This window comes from Clostridium fessum (assembly GCF_003024715.1).
GTDB lineage: Bacteria > Bacillota > Clostridia > Lachnospirales > Lachnospiraceae > Otoolea > Otoolea fessa.
In genome coordinates, this window is record NZ_PYLO01000001.1 from 1 (window position 1) to 18,799 (window position 18,799).

Annotated in this window: 14 protein-coding genes; 11 read left to right on the forward strand and 3 right to left on the reverse strand. The window is 49.1% G+C overall.

The window, feature by feature from the left end:
* Both C7U56_RS15790 and C7U56_RS00010 read left to right on the forward strand, forming a co-directional pair.
* A partial coding sequence (locus C7U56_RS15790; RefSeq protein WP_106999693.1) for an IS200/IS605 family accessory protein TnpB-related protein occupies positions 1 to 870 on the forward strand: 870 nt, incomplete at its 5' end.
* A 157-nt stretch (positions 871 to 1,027) separates the two neighbouring features.
* The gene (locus C7U56_RS00010) at positions 1,028 to 1,237 is read left to right on the forward strand and encodes a type I restriction-modification enzyme R subunit C-terminal domain-containing protein (RefSeq protein ID WP_267895288.1); all 210 of its coding nucleotides are present in this window, start codon (positions 1,028 to 1,030) and stop codon (positions 1,235 to 1,237) included.
* A gap of 104 nt (positions 1,238 to 1,341) precedes the next feature.
* Here the strand turns inward: C7U56_RS00010 and C7U56_RS00015 are convergent, their stop codons facing one another.
* Positions 1,342 to 1,539 (reverse strand): hypothetical protein, encoded by a 198-nt coding sequence (locus C7U56_RS00015; protein ID WP_106999694.1) that lies wholly within the window; start codon positions 1,537 to 1,539, stop codon positions 1,342 to 1,344.
* Between the two features lie 247 nt (positions 1,540 to 1,786).
* Between C7U56_RS00015 and C7U56_RS00020 the strand changes: the two genes are divergently transcribed.
* Positions 1,787 to 3,079, forward strand: coding sequence for an N-acetylmuramoyl-L-alanine amidase family protein (locus C7U56_RS00020; protein WP_106999695.1), 1,293 nt, complete (start codon positions 1,787 to 1,789; stop codon positions 3,077 to 3,079).
* 84 nt (positions 3,080 to 3,163) lie between these two features.
* Here C7U56_RS00020 and C7U56_RS00025 read toward each other — a convergent pair whose 3' ends face one another.
* Positions 3,164 to 5,224, reverse strand: a complete 2,061-nt coding sequence (locus C7U56_RS00025; RefSeq protein ID WP_106999696.1) for an ABC-F family ATP-binding cassette domain-containing protein — start codon at positions 5,222 to 5,224, stop codon at positions 3,164 to 3,166.
* 273 nt (positions 5,225 to 5,497) lie between these two features.
* Between C7U56_RS00025 and C7U56_RS00030 the strand changes: the two genes are divergently transcribed.
* From C7U56_RS00030 to C7U56_RS00055, 6 genes are all read left to right on the forward strand, one after another.
* The gene (locus C7U56_RS00030) at positions 5,498 to 6,193 is read left to right on the forward strand and encodes a redox-sensing transcriptional repressor Rex (protein WP_106999697.1); all 696 of its coding nucleotides are present in this window, start codon (positions 5,498 to 5,500) and stop codon (positions 6,191 to 6,193) included.
* Positions 6,190 to 6,558 (forward strand): holo-ACP synthase, encoded by a 369-nt coding sequence (gene acpS / locus C7U56_RS00035; RefSeq protein ID WP_106999698.1) that lies wholly within the window; start codon positions 6,190 to 6,192, stop codon positions 6,556 to 6,558. The genes C7U56_RS00030 and acpS overlap by 4 nt, the downstream gene beginning before the upstream one ends.
* Positions 6,549 to 8,069 carry an NAD(P)H-hydrate dehydratase gene (locus tag C7U56_RS00040; RefSeq protein WP_338108834.1) on the forward strand — a complete coding sequence of 507 codons (1,521 nt, stop codon included), beginning with the start codon at positions 6,549 to 6,551 and terminating at the stop codon, positions 8,067 to 8,069. The genes acpS and C7U56_RS00040 overlap by 10 nt, the downstream gene beginning before the upstream one ends.
* Before the next feature lie 22 nt (positions 8,070 to 8,091).
* On the forward strand, positions 8,092 to 9,297 hold the full coding sequence (gene alr, locus C7U56_RS00045; RefSeq protein ID WP_233430130.1) for an alanine racemase: 1,206 nt from the start codon (positions 8,092 to 8,094) through the stop codon (positions 9,295 to 9,297).
* A gap of 215 nt (positions 9,298 to 9,512) precedes the next feature.
* Positions 9,513 to 9,860 carry a type II toxin-antitoxin system PemK/MazF family toxin gene (locus C7U56_RS00050; RefSeq protein ID WP_106999700.1) on the forward strand — a complete coding sequence of 116 codons (348 nt, stop codon included), beginning with the start codon at positions 9,513 to 9,515 and terminating at the stop codon, positions 9,858 to 9,860.
* A gap of 143 nt (positions 9,861 to 10,003) precedes the next feature.
* Positions 10,004 to 10,732, forward strand: coding sequence for a YebC/PmpR family DNA-binding transcriptional regulator (locus C7U56_RS00055; protein WP_022360132.1), 729 nt, complete (start codon positions 10,004 to 10,006; stop codon positions 10,730 to 10,732).
* Positions 10,733 to 10,996: 264 nt separating this feature from the next.
* Here the strand turns inward: C7U56_RS00055 and C7U56_RS00060 are convergent, their stop codons facing one another.
* Positions 10,997 to 12,460, reverse strand: a complete 1,464-nt coding sequence (locus C7U56_RS00060) for a nicotinate phosphoribosyltransferase (protein ID WP_106999701.1) — start codon at positions 12,458 to 12,460, stop codon at positions 10,997 to 10,999.
* A gap of 610 nt (positions 12,461 to 13,070) precedes the next feature.
* Here C7U56_RS00060 and ileS point away from each other — a divergent pair.
* Together ileS and C7U56_RS00070 are read left to right on the forward strand one after the other, a co-directional pair.
* A complete protein-coding gene (ileS, locus tag C7U56_RS00065) occupies positions 13,071 to 16,259 on the forward strand; it encodes an isoleucine--tRNA ligase (RefSeq protein WP_106999702.1) in 3,189 nt (1,062 codons plus the stop codon).
* 46 nt (positions 16,260 to 16,305) lie between these two features.
* Positions 16,306 to 18,774, forward strand: coding sequence for a glycogen/starch/alpha-glucan phosphorylase (locus tag C7U56_RS00070; RefSeq protein ID WP_106999703.1), 2,469 nt, complete (start codon positions 16,306 to 16,308; stop codon positions 18,772 to 18,774).
* Positions 18,775 to 18,799 lie beyond the last annotated feature (25 nt).

Consider the following 18,799-nt stretch of genomic DNA (forward strand, 5'->3'; position numbering starts at 1 on the left):
AAGTGGTTTCAGGTGAAATTACTTCATACCGATATGGAATATCTTCGAAAAAAGTGGAGCGGGAAAGAGGCATCTGCCCCAACTTTGGAAAGGAAACATCATAAATATTTCCTTCGGTTTTCATACACAGAGGAAGTAACCTTATCGAAAACAGCTGTAAAAGAGCAGGTGATATGCAGTGTTGATTTGGGAATCAATACGGATGCAGTCTGCAGCATCATGCGGGCAGATGGCACTATCCTGGGACGTAAATTTATAAATTTCTCCAGTGATAAAGACCATTTGTATCATGTACTTGGCAGAATCCGCCGTTTTCAGAGAGAACATTCCTCCAGACAGGTTCAAAGCCGATGGGGTTATGCAAAAAGGCTGAATATGGAACTGTCCCGCAAAATAGCTACGGAGATCACGAAATATGCCGTAGAATATCAGGCAGATGTAATTGTTTTTGAGTATCTGGAAATGCAGGGAAAAATATCCGGAAAAAAGAAGCAAAAACTTCATTTATGGAGAAAGCGGGATATTCAGAAGCTATGTGAACATCAGGCACATCGGAACAGGATTCGTGTGTCCAGAGTTAGTGCCCGGAACACCAGCAGGCTGGCCTGTGACGGAAGTGGAGCGATAGTAAGAAATCCGGAGAACCATAGCCTATGTATCTTCCAGACAGGAAAGCAGTATAACTGTGATTTGTCAGCAACTTATAATATCGGGGCGAGATATTTTATACGGGAACTTTTAAAACCCTTGCCGGAAACGGAAAGGTCTTCACTGGAGGCAAAAGTACCTGCAGTGAAGCGTAGAACCTCCTGCGTTTATGCAGATTTGAGAAAGCTTTATGTAGAAGTAAATAACTTAAAAGCGGCATAAATACAGGCAGATATACAGCGGACTACCTGTAATGTGGAAACCAGCCGTATCCGGCGTGGAAAAAGTGCGTATCCGCACGAATTCTAAGTTACTGGCGTATCCGCCGATATTTAGTCTTGCCGTTTAAAACGGCCGAGAAGCATGTGACTTTAGCCATGTGAGGTTCACCCAACGGCAGATCAATTTTGTTCATAAGATTATTAATCATATGGAGCAGAATGGGTATATGGAGAATGTGGCTGTTTTGCAGAAGCCTCCGTTTGATAAGCCAATTAGTTTTTTAAAGTTGTTTGATGTGAGAACGAGAACAGCGCTTATGAAAGCGATTAATGATGTCCGGGAGAATGCGGTTACAGTGGCGGGATGATGAAAAAATGACAGGAGACTGCGGAGGCAGTCAGTATAGAAGAATGAAAGAAGCGAACGACTGCGTATTGTGTTAGAAATAGACAGTCGTTTGCTTTTTGAACGTTATTTTTTCTTTTTAAAATATCGCAGTGCCACCGCATACCCATAGAGCACCGCCGGTATAACGATCGTGCAGAACAGCGATGCCAGCAGCAGATTTTCTGCCAGTGGACTGTCCATCAGGGCGAAGATGATGGAAGAGACGTAGAGGGTGATTAGGATAACAGCACCCGTCAGCGCCAAAATGCGTTTTGATTTCATATATGGTATCCTTTCTAATTTTATAACTCTATAAAAAAGAGTGATTGGAATTTGTAATCATTTTTATATTGTTTCAAAGGCAGATTGGATATTGCTGTCTTTGATGAACTGTCTTTTATTTTATTATTATAAAGGATGTAAGAATTTTTTTCTATACTTTTCATTTGCGGTGCGGTAAAATAAGAAGAGATGTGGCAACTGTTCACAGTTTTTTGCTTAATTATGAACAAGAAAGGGGAGGCACACGATGAATTGGAAGAAAAAATTTATGTGGGCAGCATCCTTTTTAGTATCCCTGTTTGTTTGTGGGACAGCGCTGGCGGCAGGTAACGATGCGTTTGCGGACACCCCGGCGCAGGGCAAGGAAGAAAATCAAGTTTACAGGTTCGGCACCGAAAATAATGCCAATGATATAACAGAGACAGAGGCATCGGCGACAGAAAGTGGCGCGGCTGGTTTTGAAAATAAAGAAATGTATCTGTATGAGGGCGAGTGGGTCGGAGACGGCGAGGACTGGCAGTACCGCCTGACGGATGGCAGCTTTTTGAAAGCGTCCTGGCTGAAATCGAATGGTCACTGGTATTATCTGGGAAAAAGCAGCTATATGCAGCGGGGACTCCGGAAAATCGGCACAAACCGTTATTATTTCGCCGAGAGCGGCGCGATGATGACTGGCTGGATTTATGAGGAAGAGACGGATCAGTGGTATCATGCAAACGAGGATGGGGCACTGACGACCGGCTGGTATCAGGCAGGAAATGCCTGGTATTGGTTTGATTCCAAATGTGTTATGTTCAGCGGCGGAAACCGGATGGTAAACGGGCATAAATATTATTTCTTTGACAATGGTCAGATGGCGGCGGATCAGTACGTGGAACTCAACTACTACGATGCAAATGGACTGCGCGACCGGACGCATGATGTGCGTTTGATGGGAAAACGGCGTCCGTCGGACAGTGAAAAAGAACAGATTACGAAAGAACTGGCAGGCGTGCCAAGAGAGTGGATCAAACGATTTGCAGAATCAGGCTGGGAGCTGATGTACTACACAGACAAGGCATACTTCTCAGCGCCGAAAACAGAGCAGGGTATCTATTTTGTCAATTATGATACAGATGTGCATTACAAGAAAATCAAATTTTCTAAACCGCAGGGACTTGCGATGGCATTCGGCGAGTTCGCTGCGTCGGAACTAAGCGACGAAGAAACCTCACGTGCCCTGACGGATTTCGAGCGATATCTGGCTGGCAGTGGACTGGTGCAGCCTCTTCCATCCTACTTTGACGATAAGCCGGAGATGCAGTTCGGCAGCTTTTTCGCCGCCTGCTGTGACGAAGATGTCCGAGCTGACATCCGAAAAAACAGTCCGGAATTATACAAATATGTCGTAAAGTTAGGATTCTGGCAGGAAGGACAAAAACCAGACGAAGCCGAAGGGATCGAGATGAACTCTGATCCGGAATTTGCCGGAAGCGGAGCCGGACCGGCTGGGGATGAATCTTTAAAGGCTAAGAGTGGTCCGGCATCGGAAGTGCCGTAAGAAAACGTGGTGGCAGCAGGAATTTGCCGTATTTAAATGCAAAGCCGCGGCAAATTCCGTTACTGGGTACGTGAACAGTAACCTCTACTCCGCCAATTCCTCCCACTTCTCATACAATCCCTCTAACTTTGCATTCAGTTCTTCCTTCTCTTTATTCAGTTCCATCAAACGCGGAACATCGGAAAAGACAGTCTCATCGCAGAGAAGCGCATCGATCTCCTGATCGCGGGTTTCAAGGGTGTGGATTTCTTCCTCGACGCGTTTCAATTCATTCTGTTTCTTACGAAGCCGCGTCTGTTCTTCCTTCTGCTGTTTCCAGTCCAATTTGCCGGAGGAAGCGCTGGCTGCCGCCTGAACTGCAGCGGTCACGGCAGAAGCGGACGAAGCAGCAGAGGTACCAGTGCCATTTCCAGAAAGAGCAGTCGGATTTGCACCTGCCGCAGCGGTCGGATGGCTGGAAGTCCCTGTGTTTCCGGCTCCGGAAGATTTTGCAGAGCGGCTGGCTGCCTGTGCGGCGGAAGCCAGATAGGCTTTCTCCTGCGTCTCCTTCTTTTCCAGATAATAATCGTAGTTTCCAATATAATTAATCAGTGTTCCCATCGTCAGATCGAGAATCCGGGTCGCAGTTTTGTTGATGAAATATCGGTCATGGGAGACGTAGAGAACGGTTCCGGTGTAATGAACCAGCGCGTTTTCCAGAATCTCCTTCGAGGCGATATCCAGATGGTTGGTCGGCTCATCGAGGATCAGGAAGTTCGCCTCCGAGAGCATCAGCTTCGCCAGGGAAACACGCCCGCGTTCGCCGCCGCTCAGATCACGGATGCGCTTAAAGACATCGTCGCCGGTGAAGAGAAATGCCGCCAGCACATTTCGGATCTGCGTGTTGTTCATATCCGGGTAGGTGTCCTGCAGCTCGTCAAAGAGCGTCTTGTCCATGTGCAGAACCTGGTGTTCCTGATCGTAGTAACCGATATGCACCTTGGAACCTAACCGGATCTCGCCGTTGTCCGGGGTCAGAAGACCGTTGATCATCTTGAGGATTGTGGTCTTGCCGGTCCCATTGTTGCCGATGATGGCGATGCGCTCGCCGCGTTTTACCTCAAAGTTCAGATTCGTGAAGAGTGTCATGCCGTCGAAACTCTTGGCAAGCTCACGGACGGAGAGAACGTCATTTCCGCTGGTGACGCACGGTTCCAGCGTAATATGCATCGCGTCGTTGATTTCGGTCGGTTTTTCCAGAAGATCCATCTTGGAAAGCATTTTTTCACGGCTCTCGGCGCGCTTGATGGATTTCTCACGGTTAAAGGATTTGAGTTTGGTGATAACCTCCTCCTGATGGCGGATCTCCTGCTGTTGGTTTAGGTAAGCCTTGAGCACACCGGCGCGGATGATCGCTTTTTTCTCGCTGTAGGCGGTGTAATTGCCCTGGAAAGAGGTGGCGATGCCGCTGTCCAGCTCGACAATCTTGGTCACGACGCGGTCCAGAAAATAGCGGTCGTGGGCGACGATGATGACCGTCCCGGCGTAGTTCATCAGATAGGTTTCCAGCCACGCGATGGATTCCATGTCGAGGTGGTTGGTCGGCTCGTCCAAAAGGATGATATCCGGTTTGGAGAGCAGGAGCTTACCGAGGGAGACGCGCGTTTTCTGACCGCCTGAAAGTTCGGAAACCGGTTTGGAAAATTCTTCCTCGACAAAGCCGAGTCCCTTTAAGACACCGGTGATCTCGCTCTGCCATGCGTAGCCGTTTAAAAGTTCAAATTCATGGTTTAAGCGGCTGTAAGTGTTGAGCATCGTCTCGAGCTTTTCGCCCTCGGCGTGCTTCATCTGGAGTTCCAGCGTGCGGATCTGCTGTTCCATTTCCAGAATCGGACGTTTGACCTCCAGAAGAGAGTCATAAATGGTGGTCTGGCTGTGCAGATCCTGGTGCTGTGCCAGGTAACCGAGGGTTTTGCCCTTGGCGATGGTCACGGAGCCCTCGTCTGCTGCGAGTTCTCCGACAATTATTTTTAAAAGAGTCGATTTACCGGCTCCGTTGATGCCGACGATGGCGGCTTTTTCGTGATCTTCTACATGAAACGATACGTGTTTGAGGATTTCCTCCGTACCGAATGCTTTTGAAATATTGCTGCAAGATAAAATCATAGATTCCTCCTGTGGTTGTATCCATGTATTTCGGTTAAAAAATATACCGTCAATCTTAAATTATAATATAAATAAAGAAGCAATGCAAGAATGAGAACGGTTAATGGCTGTTTCTGGTCAGAAAATTTTGCGAAATACAATGTAAAATCCCTCATATAAAATAAAAAAATTGACAATTATTTATCATATGACTATAATAAATTTATCAGATTGTCCGAAGGTTTGCGTAAACCATATGGACAACGTTAGAGGAAAGAAAGGTGGAAGAAAGCCGTGGAACAGAAAGAGATATCTAAAGCGGTCATTTCTAGGCTACCCAGATACTATCGTTACTTGGGCGAATTGCTCGAGGAGGGAGTAGAGAGAATCTCATCGAATGATTTGAGTATCCGCATGAAGGTGACAGCGTCCCAGATTCGTCAGGATCTGAACAATTTCGGCGGATTTGGTCAGCAGGGATATGGTTATAATGTAAAGTATTTATATTCGGAGATTGCCCGGATTCTGGGAATTGACCGTCAGCATAACCTAATTATTATCGGTGCGGGAAATCTGGGTCAGGCGATCGCGAATTATACAAATTTTGAGCGGCGTGGTTTTTTAATCAAAGGCATGTTTGATGTGAATCCGCGTCTGGTCGGTCTGGTAGTCCGAGGAGTGGAGATCCGTGGTATTGAAGATTTGGAGCAGTTTATCAAGGACAATGAAGTGCAGATCGCAGCGCTGACGATTCCGAAGTCGAAAGCACCGGAGATTGCGGATCGGCTTGTCAAAGCCGGAATCAAGGCGATCTGGAATTTTGCCCATACAGATTTACAGGTTCCAGATGACGTTGTGGTGGAAAATGTCCATCTGTCGGAGAGCCTGATGCGCCTTTCTTACCGCGTATGCAGTATGCAGGATCAGAAAGCGAGAGAAGAAGCGCAGAGAAAGCAGGAAGAGGCAGCTGGTGCTGGAGAAATAAAATGATCGTCGGAATTGGTACGGATCTGGTAGAGATAGAGCGAATCAAAAAAGCCTGTGAAAAAGAGGCTTTTTTGGTGCGTGTATATACAGAAGAAGAGCGTCGGCAGGCTGGGGGAAATGCGTCCCGGCTCGCCGGCGATTTTGCGGTAAAAGAGGCAGTCTCGAAGGTGTTTGGAACAGGCTTTCGGGGCTTTGGACTGCTGGATATAGAAGTGCTCCGGGACGAGTTTGGAAAACCGTGGGTGCAGCTTCACGGGGGAGCGAAGAAACTTGCGGACAGCCTGAAAATCACCCGGATTCACGTGTCGATCACGAATACAGGCAGTCTTGCATCCGCTTACGCAGTCGGAGAGGGGGAATGGAAATGAGACGTCTGGTGACAGGAAAACAGATGAAAGAGATAGATGGATATGCAATCCGGAAAGTGGGGATACCCTCTCTGGTACTGATGGAGCGAGCGGCGCTGGCGGTTGCAGACGAGATGGAAAAACGGTATGGGAAGCTTTCAGGGCAGAGGCTTCTGGTATTTTGCGGAACGGGCAATAACGGTGCGGACGGCGCGGCGCTGGCTAGGATTCTCTTTCTGCGTGGCGCGCTTCCGACGGTGCTCACGGTCGGTGACAAGGCACACTGGACGGGGGAGATGACCTGTCAGGTGGCGATTGACCGGAATCTGGGGATCTCGGTGGAGGCGTTTGAAAATTATGTGCCGGGGCATGTGGAGATCATGGTGGATGCGATCTTTGGTGTGGGTCTTTCCAGAGAGGTCGGCGGTGAATTTGCCGAGGCGATCCGTTTTATGCGGGAGCAGGAGCCAAAGGCGGTAGTTGCGGTTGATATTCCGTCCGGCGTCAGCTCAGAGACGGGGGAGGCGCTTGGCGAGGCAGTTGAGGCGGATCTGACCGTTACTTTCGGCTATGAGAAGCTGGGAATGGTGTTCTATCCGGGACGGAAGCTGTGCGGCGAGATTGTGATTGCCGACATCGGGTTTCCGGCGTATACAAAATATGAAGGGCATACCTATTTTGCCTATGATCCGGAGGATCAGAACCAGATCCCGAAACGGCGGGCAGACGCCAACAAGGGAACGTATGGAAAAATCCTGATCGCAGCCGGTTCGGAGGGGATGTGCGGCGCAGCGTATTTGAGCGCCCTGGCTGCGTACCGGATGGGCGCGGGACTTGTGAAGATCCTGACCGTCCGGGCAAATGTGCCGATTCTGCAAAATCTCCTTCCGGAGGCGATCCTGACGCCGTATGATCCGGAACAGGCACAGACGGATCCGGCAGGTTTTAAGAGCCTGGTGGAACAGGAGTGCGGCTGGGCGAGCGCGATCGTGCTGGGACCGGGACTCGGAAAGGAAGCCCATGTCGCAAGTCTGGTGCAGAACGTGCTGCTTTCCGCCTATGTGCCGATCATTGTGGATGCGGATGGATTAAATGCTGTCGCGCAGCATCCGCATTTGTCCGGGTATTTTACGGAAAATGTGATCGTTACTCCGCATCTGGGAGAGATGGCGCGTCTGACGGGACGCTCGATTGAGGATTTGAAACGGGATCTGGTCGAGTCAGCGGTGCGGTATGGCGAAGAGAAAGGCGTGACCTGCGTGCTCAAGGATGCCGTGACGGTGACGGCGGGGCGCGATGGCAATGTGTATATCGGCGACAGCGGCTGCGCCGCGATGGCAAAGGGTGGTTCCGGCGATGTGCTGACAGGTGTGATTGCCGGGCTTCTGGCGCTGGGATTTTCAGAGGATGAGGCGGCGGCGCTCGGCGTGTTCCTGCACGGAAGAGCCGGGGCGGCAGCTGCCTGTAAAAAGGGAGAGCATTCCGTGCTGGCAAGAGATATCGCGGACTGTCTGCTTGAAAAGATAGATTGAAAATAAAAAGGAAGACAAAAAGATGGAAAAAGCATATACAATGGCAGAAGAACCATATACCCGGATTTATGCGCGGATTGACCTGGATGCGATTGTGAAAAATATGGAGGCGATGCGCGAAAATCTTCCGGCAAAAACGAAGATGATCGGCGTGGTTAAGACGGATGGTTACGGTCACGGGGCTGTCCCGGTGGCGAAGACGATCGCGCCGTTTGTCTGGGGCTATGCGGTGGCAACCTTGGAGGAAGGACAGAACCTGCGCCGCCACGGCATTGACAAACCGATTCTGGTGCTTGGCAGCACGCACCCGCGCCATTTTGTGGAATTGATTGAGGACGATATCCGTCCAGCGATCTTTGAGGAAGACAAGGCAGAGCTGCTCTCAAAACTTGCGGTTTCGATGGGAAAGACGGCGAAAATGCATATTGCGCTCGATACCGGCATGGGACGAATCGGATTTCACCCGGATGAAAATAGCCTGAAAGAGATAGAGCAGATTGCAAAGCTTCCGGGCATTGAGATCGAGGGAATGTTTACACATTTTGCGCGTGCTGACGAGGCGGATAAGGCATTTACCCATTTACAGTATGAGCGGTACCAGAAATTCCATGAAGGTCTGGAAAATGCAGGCGTTCATATTCCGATGTGCCACTGTGCGAACAGCGCGGCGATCATGGAACTGCCGCGGATGGGACTGGATGCGGCGAGAGCCGGTATCACGGTATACGGTCTGTATCCGTCGGATGAGGTAGAGCGAAACATGAAGATTTACCCGGCGATGGAGATCCGCAGCTTTATTACCTATGTTAAGGAAGTGGAGCCGGGCACGCCGATCAGCTACGGCGGAACCTTTGTGACGGATCGTCCGATGCGGATCGCGACGATTGGCGCCGGATACGGCGATGGCTATCCGAGAAATCTCTCTGGAAAGGGTTATGTCCTGATTCATGGACACCGCGCACCGATTCTGGGACGCGTCTGCATGGATCAGTGCATGATCGATGTGACCGATATCCCGGAGGCTGCTGAGGACACGCGGGTAACGCTGGTCGGACGCGACGGGGACGACGAGATCACGATGGAAGAGCTGGCGGAATGGAGTGGCGGTTTCCACTATGAGATCCCGTGCGTGCTTGGAAAACGTGTGCCGCGCGTGTACGTGAGAGGTGGAAAGATCGTCGGGAAAAAGGATTATAATGATGATCGGTATGAGGATTTTATGGAGTAAAGCCGGCGTTTGAACCATTTAGAAAAAGGATTCATAAGATAAAGTAGATAGCTTCGGCAAAGCCGGGAACCTGGACTGCCGGATGCATTTATGGGACGACCCGCGTATAGGCGGTGTAAATCTGTCCATACTAACGGTATAAACGGACTGTGGAGCTGTGAAAGTACAAAGCAGTTATTTATATCTTAAAATAGTTTGGACGGAGTGTGAATCGAGTGATTATCAGACGAGGAGATATTTATTACGCAGATTTAAGACCGGTCATCGGCTCAGAGCAGGGCGGCGTCCGCCCGGTGCTGGTCATCCAGAATGATATCGGCAACAAGCACAGCCCGACCGTGATCTGCGCGGCGATCACATCAAAGATGAACAAAGCCAAGCTGCCGACGCATGTGGAATTAAACACGCGCCGCTGTGCGATGGTGAGGGATTCGGTCATTTTACTGGAACAACTCCGCACGATCGATAAGCAGCGGCTGAAAGAGAAAATCTGTCATATCGACGGGGCGCTTTTACAGGAGGTGGACCGTGCGCTGAAGGTCAGTCTGGAACTGGATACATAAAATCAGCCGCGAACCCCTTGTCAAGCATACAGAATGGTGTTAAAATAGTTAAGATGCAGCTTTTTAGTGCCGAAATCGGCGTGATATAAAAGCTGATGAGCGAAAAGATACAACAAAGAAGATAGAAAGAGGAGTGTTATTTTATGTCAGGACATTCAAAGTTCGCCAATATTAAGCACAAAAAAGAGAGAAACGACGCAGCAAAGGGAAAAATCTTTACCGTTATCGGCCGTGAGATTGCCGTAGCTGTTAAGGAAGGTGGTTCGGATCCGGCAAACAACAGCCGTCTGCGTGATGTGATTGCAAAAGCAAAAGCGAACAATATGCCGAACGATACCATCGATCGTGGTATCAAGAAAGCAGCCGGAGATGCAAACTCTGTCAATTATGAGAATCTTACATACGAGGGATATGGTCCGAATGGCGTCGCTATCATCGTAGATACCCTGACCGACAACAAGAACCGTACCGCAGCGAATGTCCGCAGCGCATTTACCAAGGGCGGCGGAAACGTAGGTACTCCGGGCAGCGTGTCCTTCATGTTTGATAAAAAAGGTCAGATCATCATCGACAAAGAAGAGTGCGAGATGGATCCGGATGAGCTGATGATGCTTGCACTGGATGCAGGAGCTGAGGATTTCTCCGAGGAGGAGGACAGCTACGAAGTGATCACCGCACCGGAAGATTTCTCTGCAGTCCGCGAGGCGCTGGAGAAGGCTGGTGTTCCGATGATGGAAGCAGACGTTACCATGATTCCGCAGAACTGGGTAGAGCTTACCGATGAGGAATCCATCAAAAAGATGCAGAGAATCCTGGATCTTCTGGATGAGGATGATGACGTACAGGCTACTTACCATAACTGGGATGAGTAATTGATATCATATTTGATATAGATTTAAAAAAATAAAGATACGATTCATATAAAAACTGTCGCTGGAATACAATGGCGGGCTGGACTTTTCAAAGAAGAGGGCTGGCAGCCGGATGTATTTGGCGGCAGTTTTTGTGTAATAGGAATTTCCTTGGAGACACATTCGTCTTTATTTTGCAAATTTTATGGAAGCGTTAAAGAAAATAATACCATGTCCGGCAGCAATAAACTTGCCTGAACATGGTATTTACTCGTATTTTATCTACTAGTTGCTTGTATAATGATAGCTGTCTAACAGCTGTGCCTTCATATGCCACAGCTCGTTGGAGAGATCCACATGAATCTCATGCGGGTTTACCAGACGGCGGGACTCGTCCCACAGCGTCTCCTGTTCTTTCTTGCAGTATTCGCGGATGTCCATAACCTTTGGAGACTCGTAAACGCATTCGCCGTTTTTGAAGATTGGAACGAGAAGTTCGCGCATGGTGTAGGTGCCCGGCGCGAGGTGTGTCTTTTTCCATGTCTCGATCGGATCGAAGAGCAGAAGGGAATTCTTCTCATCGAACTCTTCATCCACGAGACAGATCAGATCTGCGATAATCTTGCCAGTCTCCTTGTCATAGATTCGCTGGATGGTCTTGTTGCCCGGATTGGTAACCTTTTCTGTATTTTCCGAAAGCTTGATCTTCGGGATAAATTTGCCTGTGTGACGGTCCATGATGGCAGCCAGCTTATAAACGCCGCCGAAGGAAGGGCAGTCCTTGGAGGTGATGAGGTTTGTGCCGACACCCCAGGACGTGATGGCAGCGCCCTGAATCTTCAGGCTGTCGATCAGATATTCATCCAGATCGTTGGAGGCGGAGATGACTGCATCCGGGAATCCGGCGTCATCCAGCATCTTGCGGGCTTTCTTGGAAATATATGCAAGGTCGCCGCTGTCGAGGCGGATGCCGTAGAAAGTCAGCGGGATACCGGCGTCGCGCATCTCCTGGAAGACGCGGATCGCGTTCGGAACACCGGAACCCAGGGTATCATAGGTATCGGCTAACAGGATGCAGGCACTCGGATAGAGCTTTGCATAAGCGCGGAACGCAGTCAACTCATCCGGGAAACTCATGATCCAGCTGTGTGCGTGGGTTCCCTTGACCGGAACGTCAAATAGTTTTCCGGCCAGTACATTGGAAGTGCCGATACAGCCGGCGATCATGGCAGCGCGGGCGCCATAGGTACCGGCGTCAGCACCCTGCGCGCGGCGAAGCCCAAACTCCATGATTCCGTCCCCGCGTGCGGCGAAGACGATACGGGAGGTTTTGGTCGCGATCAGGCTCTGGTGGTTGATGATATTTAAGATGGCAGTCTCAACCAGCTGTGCTTCCATGATTGGCGCGATGACCTTGACGAGGGGCTCACGCGGGAAGACAACGGTGCCTTCCGGGATTGCGTAGATGTCACCCGAAAATTTGAAATTGTGAAGATATTCGAGGAAATCTTCATCAAAAATGCCGAGTCCGCGTAAGTATTCGATGTCGGCATCATCGAAGTGAAGATTTTTCACATAGTCAATGACCTGCTCTAAGCCGGCGCAGATGGAAAACGCATTTCCATCCGGGTTTGTGCGGTAGAACGCATCAAAAATGACGGTTTCGTTGGCATCTTTCTCCCGGAAATAGCCCTGCATCATCGTCAGTTCATACAGGTCGGTCAATAGGGTAAGGTTTCTTGGCTCCATAATATTCTCCTTTGTTGCGAAAGACGGCTGCGGGCACGCCCTTCTTTTTATATATAGTATACTTCATTGTTTATATTTGCAATGAATGTCTGTGTCTGTTTTTTAAAGTAAATACAGACATATTTTATATACTATACCATAAAATCAGGGGAATGGCAAAATAATGATAATTTTATAACATGTGAATCATATCCGAAACATTCCTTGACAACCATCTGGAAAAAAGATACAATGTCCATGTTAGTGATTTGATTACTAATTACGATAGGAAAAGCAATGATGGAGACAGTAGCGCCGCACGGAAAGCGGGAGCGAGGCAGGGACGGTGAGAGCCTGCTGTGAGTAAAGCGGATGCGAAGATCACTCCGGAGCTTCGGGCTGAACCATTTTTGGAAGTCTGAGCGCCGTTTCTGACAGCGCCCGGAAGGAAAATTCAGTAAGTACCGACGGTTTCCTCCGTTATAGGGAGCGCATATAAAGGTATGCAGTAATAGGTGGTTAAAAGCAAGTGGGCCCTTGTCCTGTTACAGGATGGGTCCATTTTTATTTCATAGAAAAAGACGTTCTATGAAATAAAAACTTTATTTCATATTTTTAGGAGGAATTTATCATGTACAACAAAGTTCCGGCAAACATGAATTTCGTGGAACGTGAAAAGAACATTGAGAAGTTCTGGGAAGATGAGCAGATTTTTAAGAAGAGTATCGACAGCCGTAAGCAGGGACCGACCTATACATTCTATGACGGACCGCCTACCGCAAACGGCAAGCCGCACATCGGACACGTGCTGACCCGTGTTATCAAGGATATGATTCCGAGATACCGCGCGATGAAGGGCTACATGGTTCCGAGAAAGGCTGGATGGGATACCCACGGTCTTCCGGTTGAGCTGGAAGTAGAGAAGATGCTGGGACTGGACGGCAAGGAGCAGATTGAGCAGTATGGTCTGGAGCCGTTCATCGAGCACTGTAAAGAGAGTGTCTGGAAATACAAAGGAATGTGGGAAAAATTCTCCAACACCGTTGGTTTCTGGGCAGACATGGAGCATCCGTATGTTACCTACCACAACAGCTTCATTGAGTCTGAGTGGTGGGCATTAAAAGAAATCTGGAACAAGGGACTTCTTTATAAGGGCTTCAAGATCGTACCGTACTGCCCGCGCTGCGGCACCCCGCTGTCCAGCCATGAGGTGGCACAGGGATATAAGGACGTCAAAGAGCGTTCTGCGATTGCTAAATTCCCGGTAAAGGGCGAAGATGCATACATTCTTGCATGGACGACCACCCCGTGGACACTTCCGTCCAACGTGGCGCTCTGTGTAAATCCGGACGAGACATATGTAAAGGTAAAAATGAAAGAGGATGGCACGGTTTATTATATGGCGCAGGCGCTGTGTGATACCGTTCTGGGCGAGGGCACTTACGATGTCCTGGAAACCTTTGTCGGAAAAGATCTGGAATATAAAGAGTATGAGCCATTATTTGACTATGCCGTAGCAACCTGTGAAAAACAGCATAAGAAAGCATTCTACATTGTCTGCGATAATTATGTAACACTGACCGATGGTACCGGTGTCGTACACATTGCGCCGGCATTTGGTGAGGATGACTCTAAGGTCGGCAGAAAATATGACCTTCCGTTCGTACAGTTGGTAGACGGCAAGGGCGAGATGACGAAGGAGACTCCGTGGGCTGGTATGTTCTGCAAGAAAGCCGATCCGGAGGTTCTGAAAGCATTAAGAGAAAGCGGACTTCTGTTCTCTGCACCGGTATTTGAGCATAGCTACCCGCACTGCTGGCGCTGCGATACACCACTTATCTACTATGCACGTGAATCCTGGTTCATCAAGATGACCGCAGTCAAGGATGACCTGATCCGCAACAACAACACGATCAACTGGATTCCGGAGAGCATCGGTAAAGGGCGTTTCGGCGACTGGCTGGAGAATGTCCAGGACTGGGGCGTGAGCCGTAACCGTTACTGGGGTACTCCATTAAATATCTGGGAGTGCGAGTGCGGCTGCCAGCACGCGATCGGAAGCCAGGCAGAATTAAAATCTATGAGCCCGAACTACACGGACGTTGTGAAAAAATATGCAAAAGAGATGGATCAGGAGGCAAATGGAGAGGTTGAGCTTCACCGCCCATTCATCGATGATGTGACGATCACCTGCCCGAAGTGCGGCAAACAGATGCACCGTGTACCGGAGGTTATCGACTGCTGGTTTGATTCCGGTTCCATGCCATTTGCACAGCATCATTATCCATTTGAAAATAAAGAACTGTTTGAGCAGCAGTTCCCGGCAGATTTCATCTCCGAGGCGGTTGATCAGACGCGTGGATGGTTCTACTCCCTGTTAGCTATCTCGACCCTGATCTTTAACAAGGCGCCGTACAAGAATGTTATCGTTCTGGGGCATGTCCAGGATGAGAACGGACAGAAGATGAGTAAGTCCAAGGGCAACGCGGTTGACCCGTTCGATGCACTGCAGACTTACGGCGCTGACGCGATCCGCTGGTATTTCTACATTAACAGTGCACCGTGGCTGCCGAACCGTTTCCACGGAAAAGCCGTTATCGAGGGACAGAGACGTTTCATGGGTACTCTCTGGAATACCTATGCATTCTTTGTACTCTATGCGAATATTGATAATTTTGACGCAACCAAATATACGCTGGAATACGATAAACTTCCGGTTATGGACAAATGGCTGCTGTCTAAGTTAAACAGCCTCATCAAAGAGGTGGACGACGATCTGGGCAACTACCGCATTCCGGAGGCTGCAAGAGCGCTCCAGGATTTCGTCGATGATATGAGTAACTGGTATGTCAGAAGAAGCCGTGAGCGTTTCTGGGCGAAGGGCATGGAGCAGGATAAGATCAATGCGTACATGACACTCTACACCGCACTGGTAACTGTAGCGAAGGTAGCGGCTCCGATGATTCCGTTCATGACCGAAGACATTTACCAGAATCTGGTTCGCAGTCTGGATAAAGAGGCACCGGAGAGCATCCATCTGTGCGACTTCCCGGTTGCAAATGAGGCGCACATCGACAAGGATCTGGAAGCGAAAATGGAAGAAGTCCTGAAGGTTGTCGTTCTGGGTCGTGCAGCAAGAAATACTGCTAACATCAAGAACCGTCAGCCGATCGGACGTATGTTCGTGAAGGCAGAGACCGCTCTGCCGGAGTTCTATCAGGAAATCATCCAGGATGAGCTGAATGTGAAGAAGGTAGAGTTCACGGATGATGTCCGCGCATTTACCTCCTACAGCTTCAAGCCGCAGCTTCGTACCGTTGGACGCAAGTATGGCAAGTATGTAAACGAGATCAAAGAGATTCTTGCAGGTCTGGACGGAAATCAGGCGATGGATACCTTAAATGAAACCGACCTTTTAAGCTTTGAGACGCAGGACGGTACAAAGGTAGAGCTGGCAAAAGAAGATCTTCTGATTGACATGGCACAGGTACCGGGCTTTGTATCTGAGGGTGATAATTTCGTTACCGTTGTTCTGGACACCAATCTGACACCGGAACTCATCGAAGAGGGCTTTGTCCGCGAGATCATCAGTAAGATTCAGACGATGCGTAAGGAAGCCGGTTTTGAGGTAATGAACCATATCAACGTATTCCAGGATGGAAATGATAAACTTGCAGAAATTTTAAAGAAGCATACAGAGGAAATCAAGAAAGAGGTTCTGGCTGATAATATCCTGATTGGCACCATGAGCGGATACACAAAAGAGTGGGATATCAATGGCGAAAAAGGTATGTTTGGTGTTGAGAAAACGACTGACTGATGTGCCTGACGGGAAACCGTGATACTACGAATATTAGGAGGACAGGATGCGCGAGATCAGCAAAGAAGAGTTTAAAAAGAGTATTATCGAAAATGTAAAGAACCAGTACCGCAGAACGATCGACGAGGCGACACCGCAGCAGATATTCCAGGCTGTGTCCTATGCGATCAAGGATGTGATTATCGACGACTGGATTGCAACCCAGAAGCAGTTTGACGAGACAGGCGCAAAGAAGGTATATTACCTTTCTATGGAGTTTCTGATGGGACGTGCGCTTGGTAACAATATCATCAACCTGGGTGCAAAAAAAGCAGTGAAGGAAGCACTGGAAGAGCTGGGTTTTGACCTCAATGCGATTGAGGATCAGGAGCCGGATCCGGCACTTGGAAACGGCGGTCTGGGGCGTCTGGCAGCATGTTTTCTGGATTCCCTGGCAACGCTTGGTTATCCGGCTTACGGCTGCGGCATTCGTTACCACTACGGTATGTTTAAGCAGAAAATTCAGGACGGCTACCAGGTGGAGGTGCCGGATGAGTGGCTGAAAAACGGTTATCCGTTCGAGCTTCGCCGCCCGGAGTATGCGACCGAGGTTAAATTTGGCGGTTATGTCAAGACCGAGTGGGACGGTGAGCGCAACCATTTTGTACAGGAAGGTTATCAGTCTGTTCTGGCAGTTCCGTATGATATGCCGATTGTCGGCTACGGCAACAACGTAGTCAACACCCTGCGTATCTGGGATGCACAGCCGATCGACACGTTCAGCCTTTCTGCATTTGACAAGGGTGATTACCAGAAGGCGGTCGAGCAGGAGAATCTGGCGAAGAACCTGGTTGAGGTCCTTTATCCGAACGACAACCACTATGCGGGTAAAGAGCTGCGTCTTAAACAGCAGTATTTCTTCATTTCTGCCAGCTTACAGGTTGCTCTGAAGAAATTCAAAGAGACAAACGATGATATTCACAAACTGCCGGAGAAGATCGTATTCCAGATGAACGATACGCATCCGACCGTGGCAGTTGCTGAGCTGATGCGCCTGCTCCTGGATCAGGAAGGCTTAAACTGGGATGAGGCGTGGGGTATCACAACAAAATGTTGTGCATACACCAACCACACTATCATGGCAGAGGCACTGGAAAAATGGCCGATCGAGCTGTTCTCCCGCCTGCTTCCGCGTGTATACCAGATTGTGGAAGAGATCAACCGCCGTTTTCTGATCGAGGTACAGAATAAGTACCCGAATAACTACGAGAAAGTTAAAAAGATGGCGATCATCTTTGACGGTCAGGTCAAGATGGCGCATCTGGCGATCGTAGCCGGATATTCCGTCAACGGTGTGGCAAAACTTCACACCGAGATTCTGAAAAATCAGGAGCTGAAAGATTTCTACGAGATGATGCCGGAGAAATTTAACAATAAGACAAACGGTATCACCCAGCGTCGTTTCCTGCTGCATGGCAATCCGCTTCTGGCAGACTGGATCACGGAGCAGATTGGCGACGAGTGGATTACCGATCTTCCGCACCTGGCAAAATTAAAAGTATACGTCGATGATCCGAAATTCCAGCAGGAATTTATGAACATCAAGTACCAGAATAAACTGCGCCTGGCAAAATACATCAAGGAGCACAACGGAATCGACGTTGATCCGCGTTCCATTTTCGATGTACAGGTAAAACGTCTCCATGAGTACAAGAGACAGCTTTTAAATATTCTTCATGTAATGTACCTGTATAACCAGCTCAAAGACAATCCAAACATGGATATGGTTCCGAGAACCTTTATCTTTGGTGCGAAAGCAGCGGCAGGTTACCAGATTGCCAAGAAGACGATCAAACTGATTAACTCTGTAGCAGATGTTATCAACAATGATAAATCCATCAATGGTAAGCTGAAAGTTGTGTTTATCGAAGATTACCGCGTTTCCAACGCAGAACTGATTTTTGCGGCAGCGGATGTCAGCGAGCAGATTTCCACCGCCAGCAAGGAGGCGTCCGGTACCGGCAACATGAAGTTCATGCTGAACGGTGCGCTGACGCTGGGCACGATGGATGGTGCGAACGTGGAGATCGTCGAGGAGGTAGGCAAGGAGAACGCATTTATCTTCGGTCTGAGCGCTGACGAGGTTATCAATTATGAGAACAACGGCGGTTACAACCCGGAGGAGATCTTCAACACCGACCAGGATATCCGCCGCGTGCTGATGCAGCTCATCAACGGCTACTATTCACCGCAGGATCCGGAGCTGTTCCGCGATATTTACAATTCTCTGTTAAATACAAAGAACAGTGCCAAGGCAGATACCTACTTCATCCTGAAAGATTTCCGTTCCTATGCGGAAGCACAGAGACGCGTCGAGGCAGCTTACCGTGACGAGAACTGGTGGGCGAGAGCAGCCATGCTCAACACAGCAAGCGCTGGTAAATTCTCCTCTGACCGTACCATCGAGGAGTATGTGCGCGACATCTGGCATCTGGAGAAGATCCATGTGGACGATGATGATGTAAAGGCACTGTAAAAGGAGTAAAAAGAGGGAGGACACA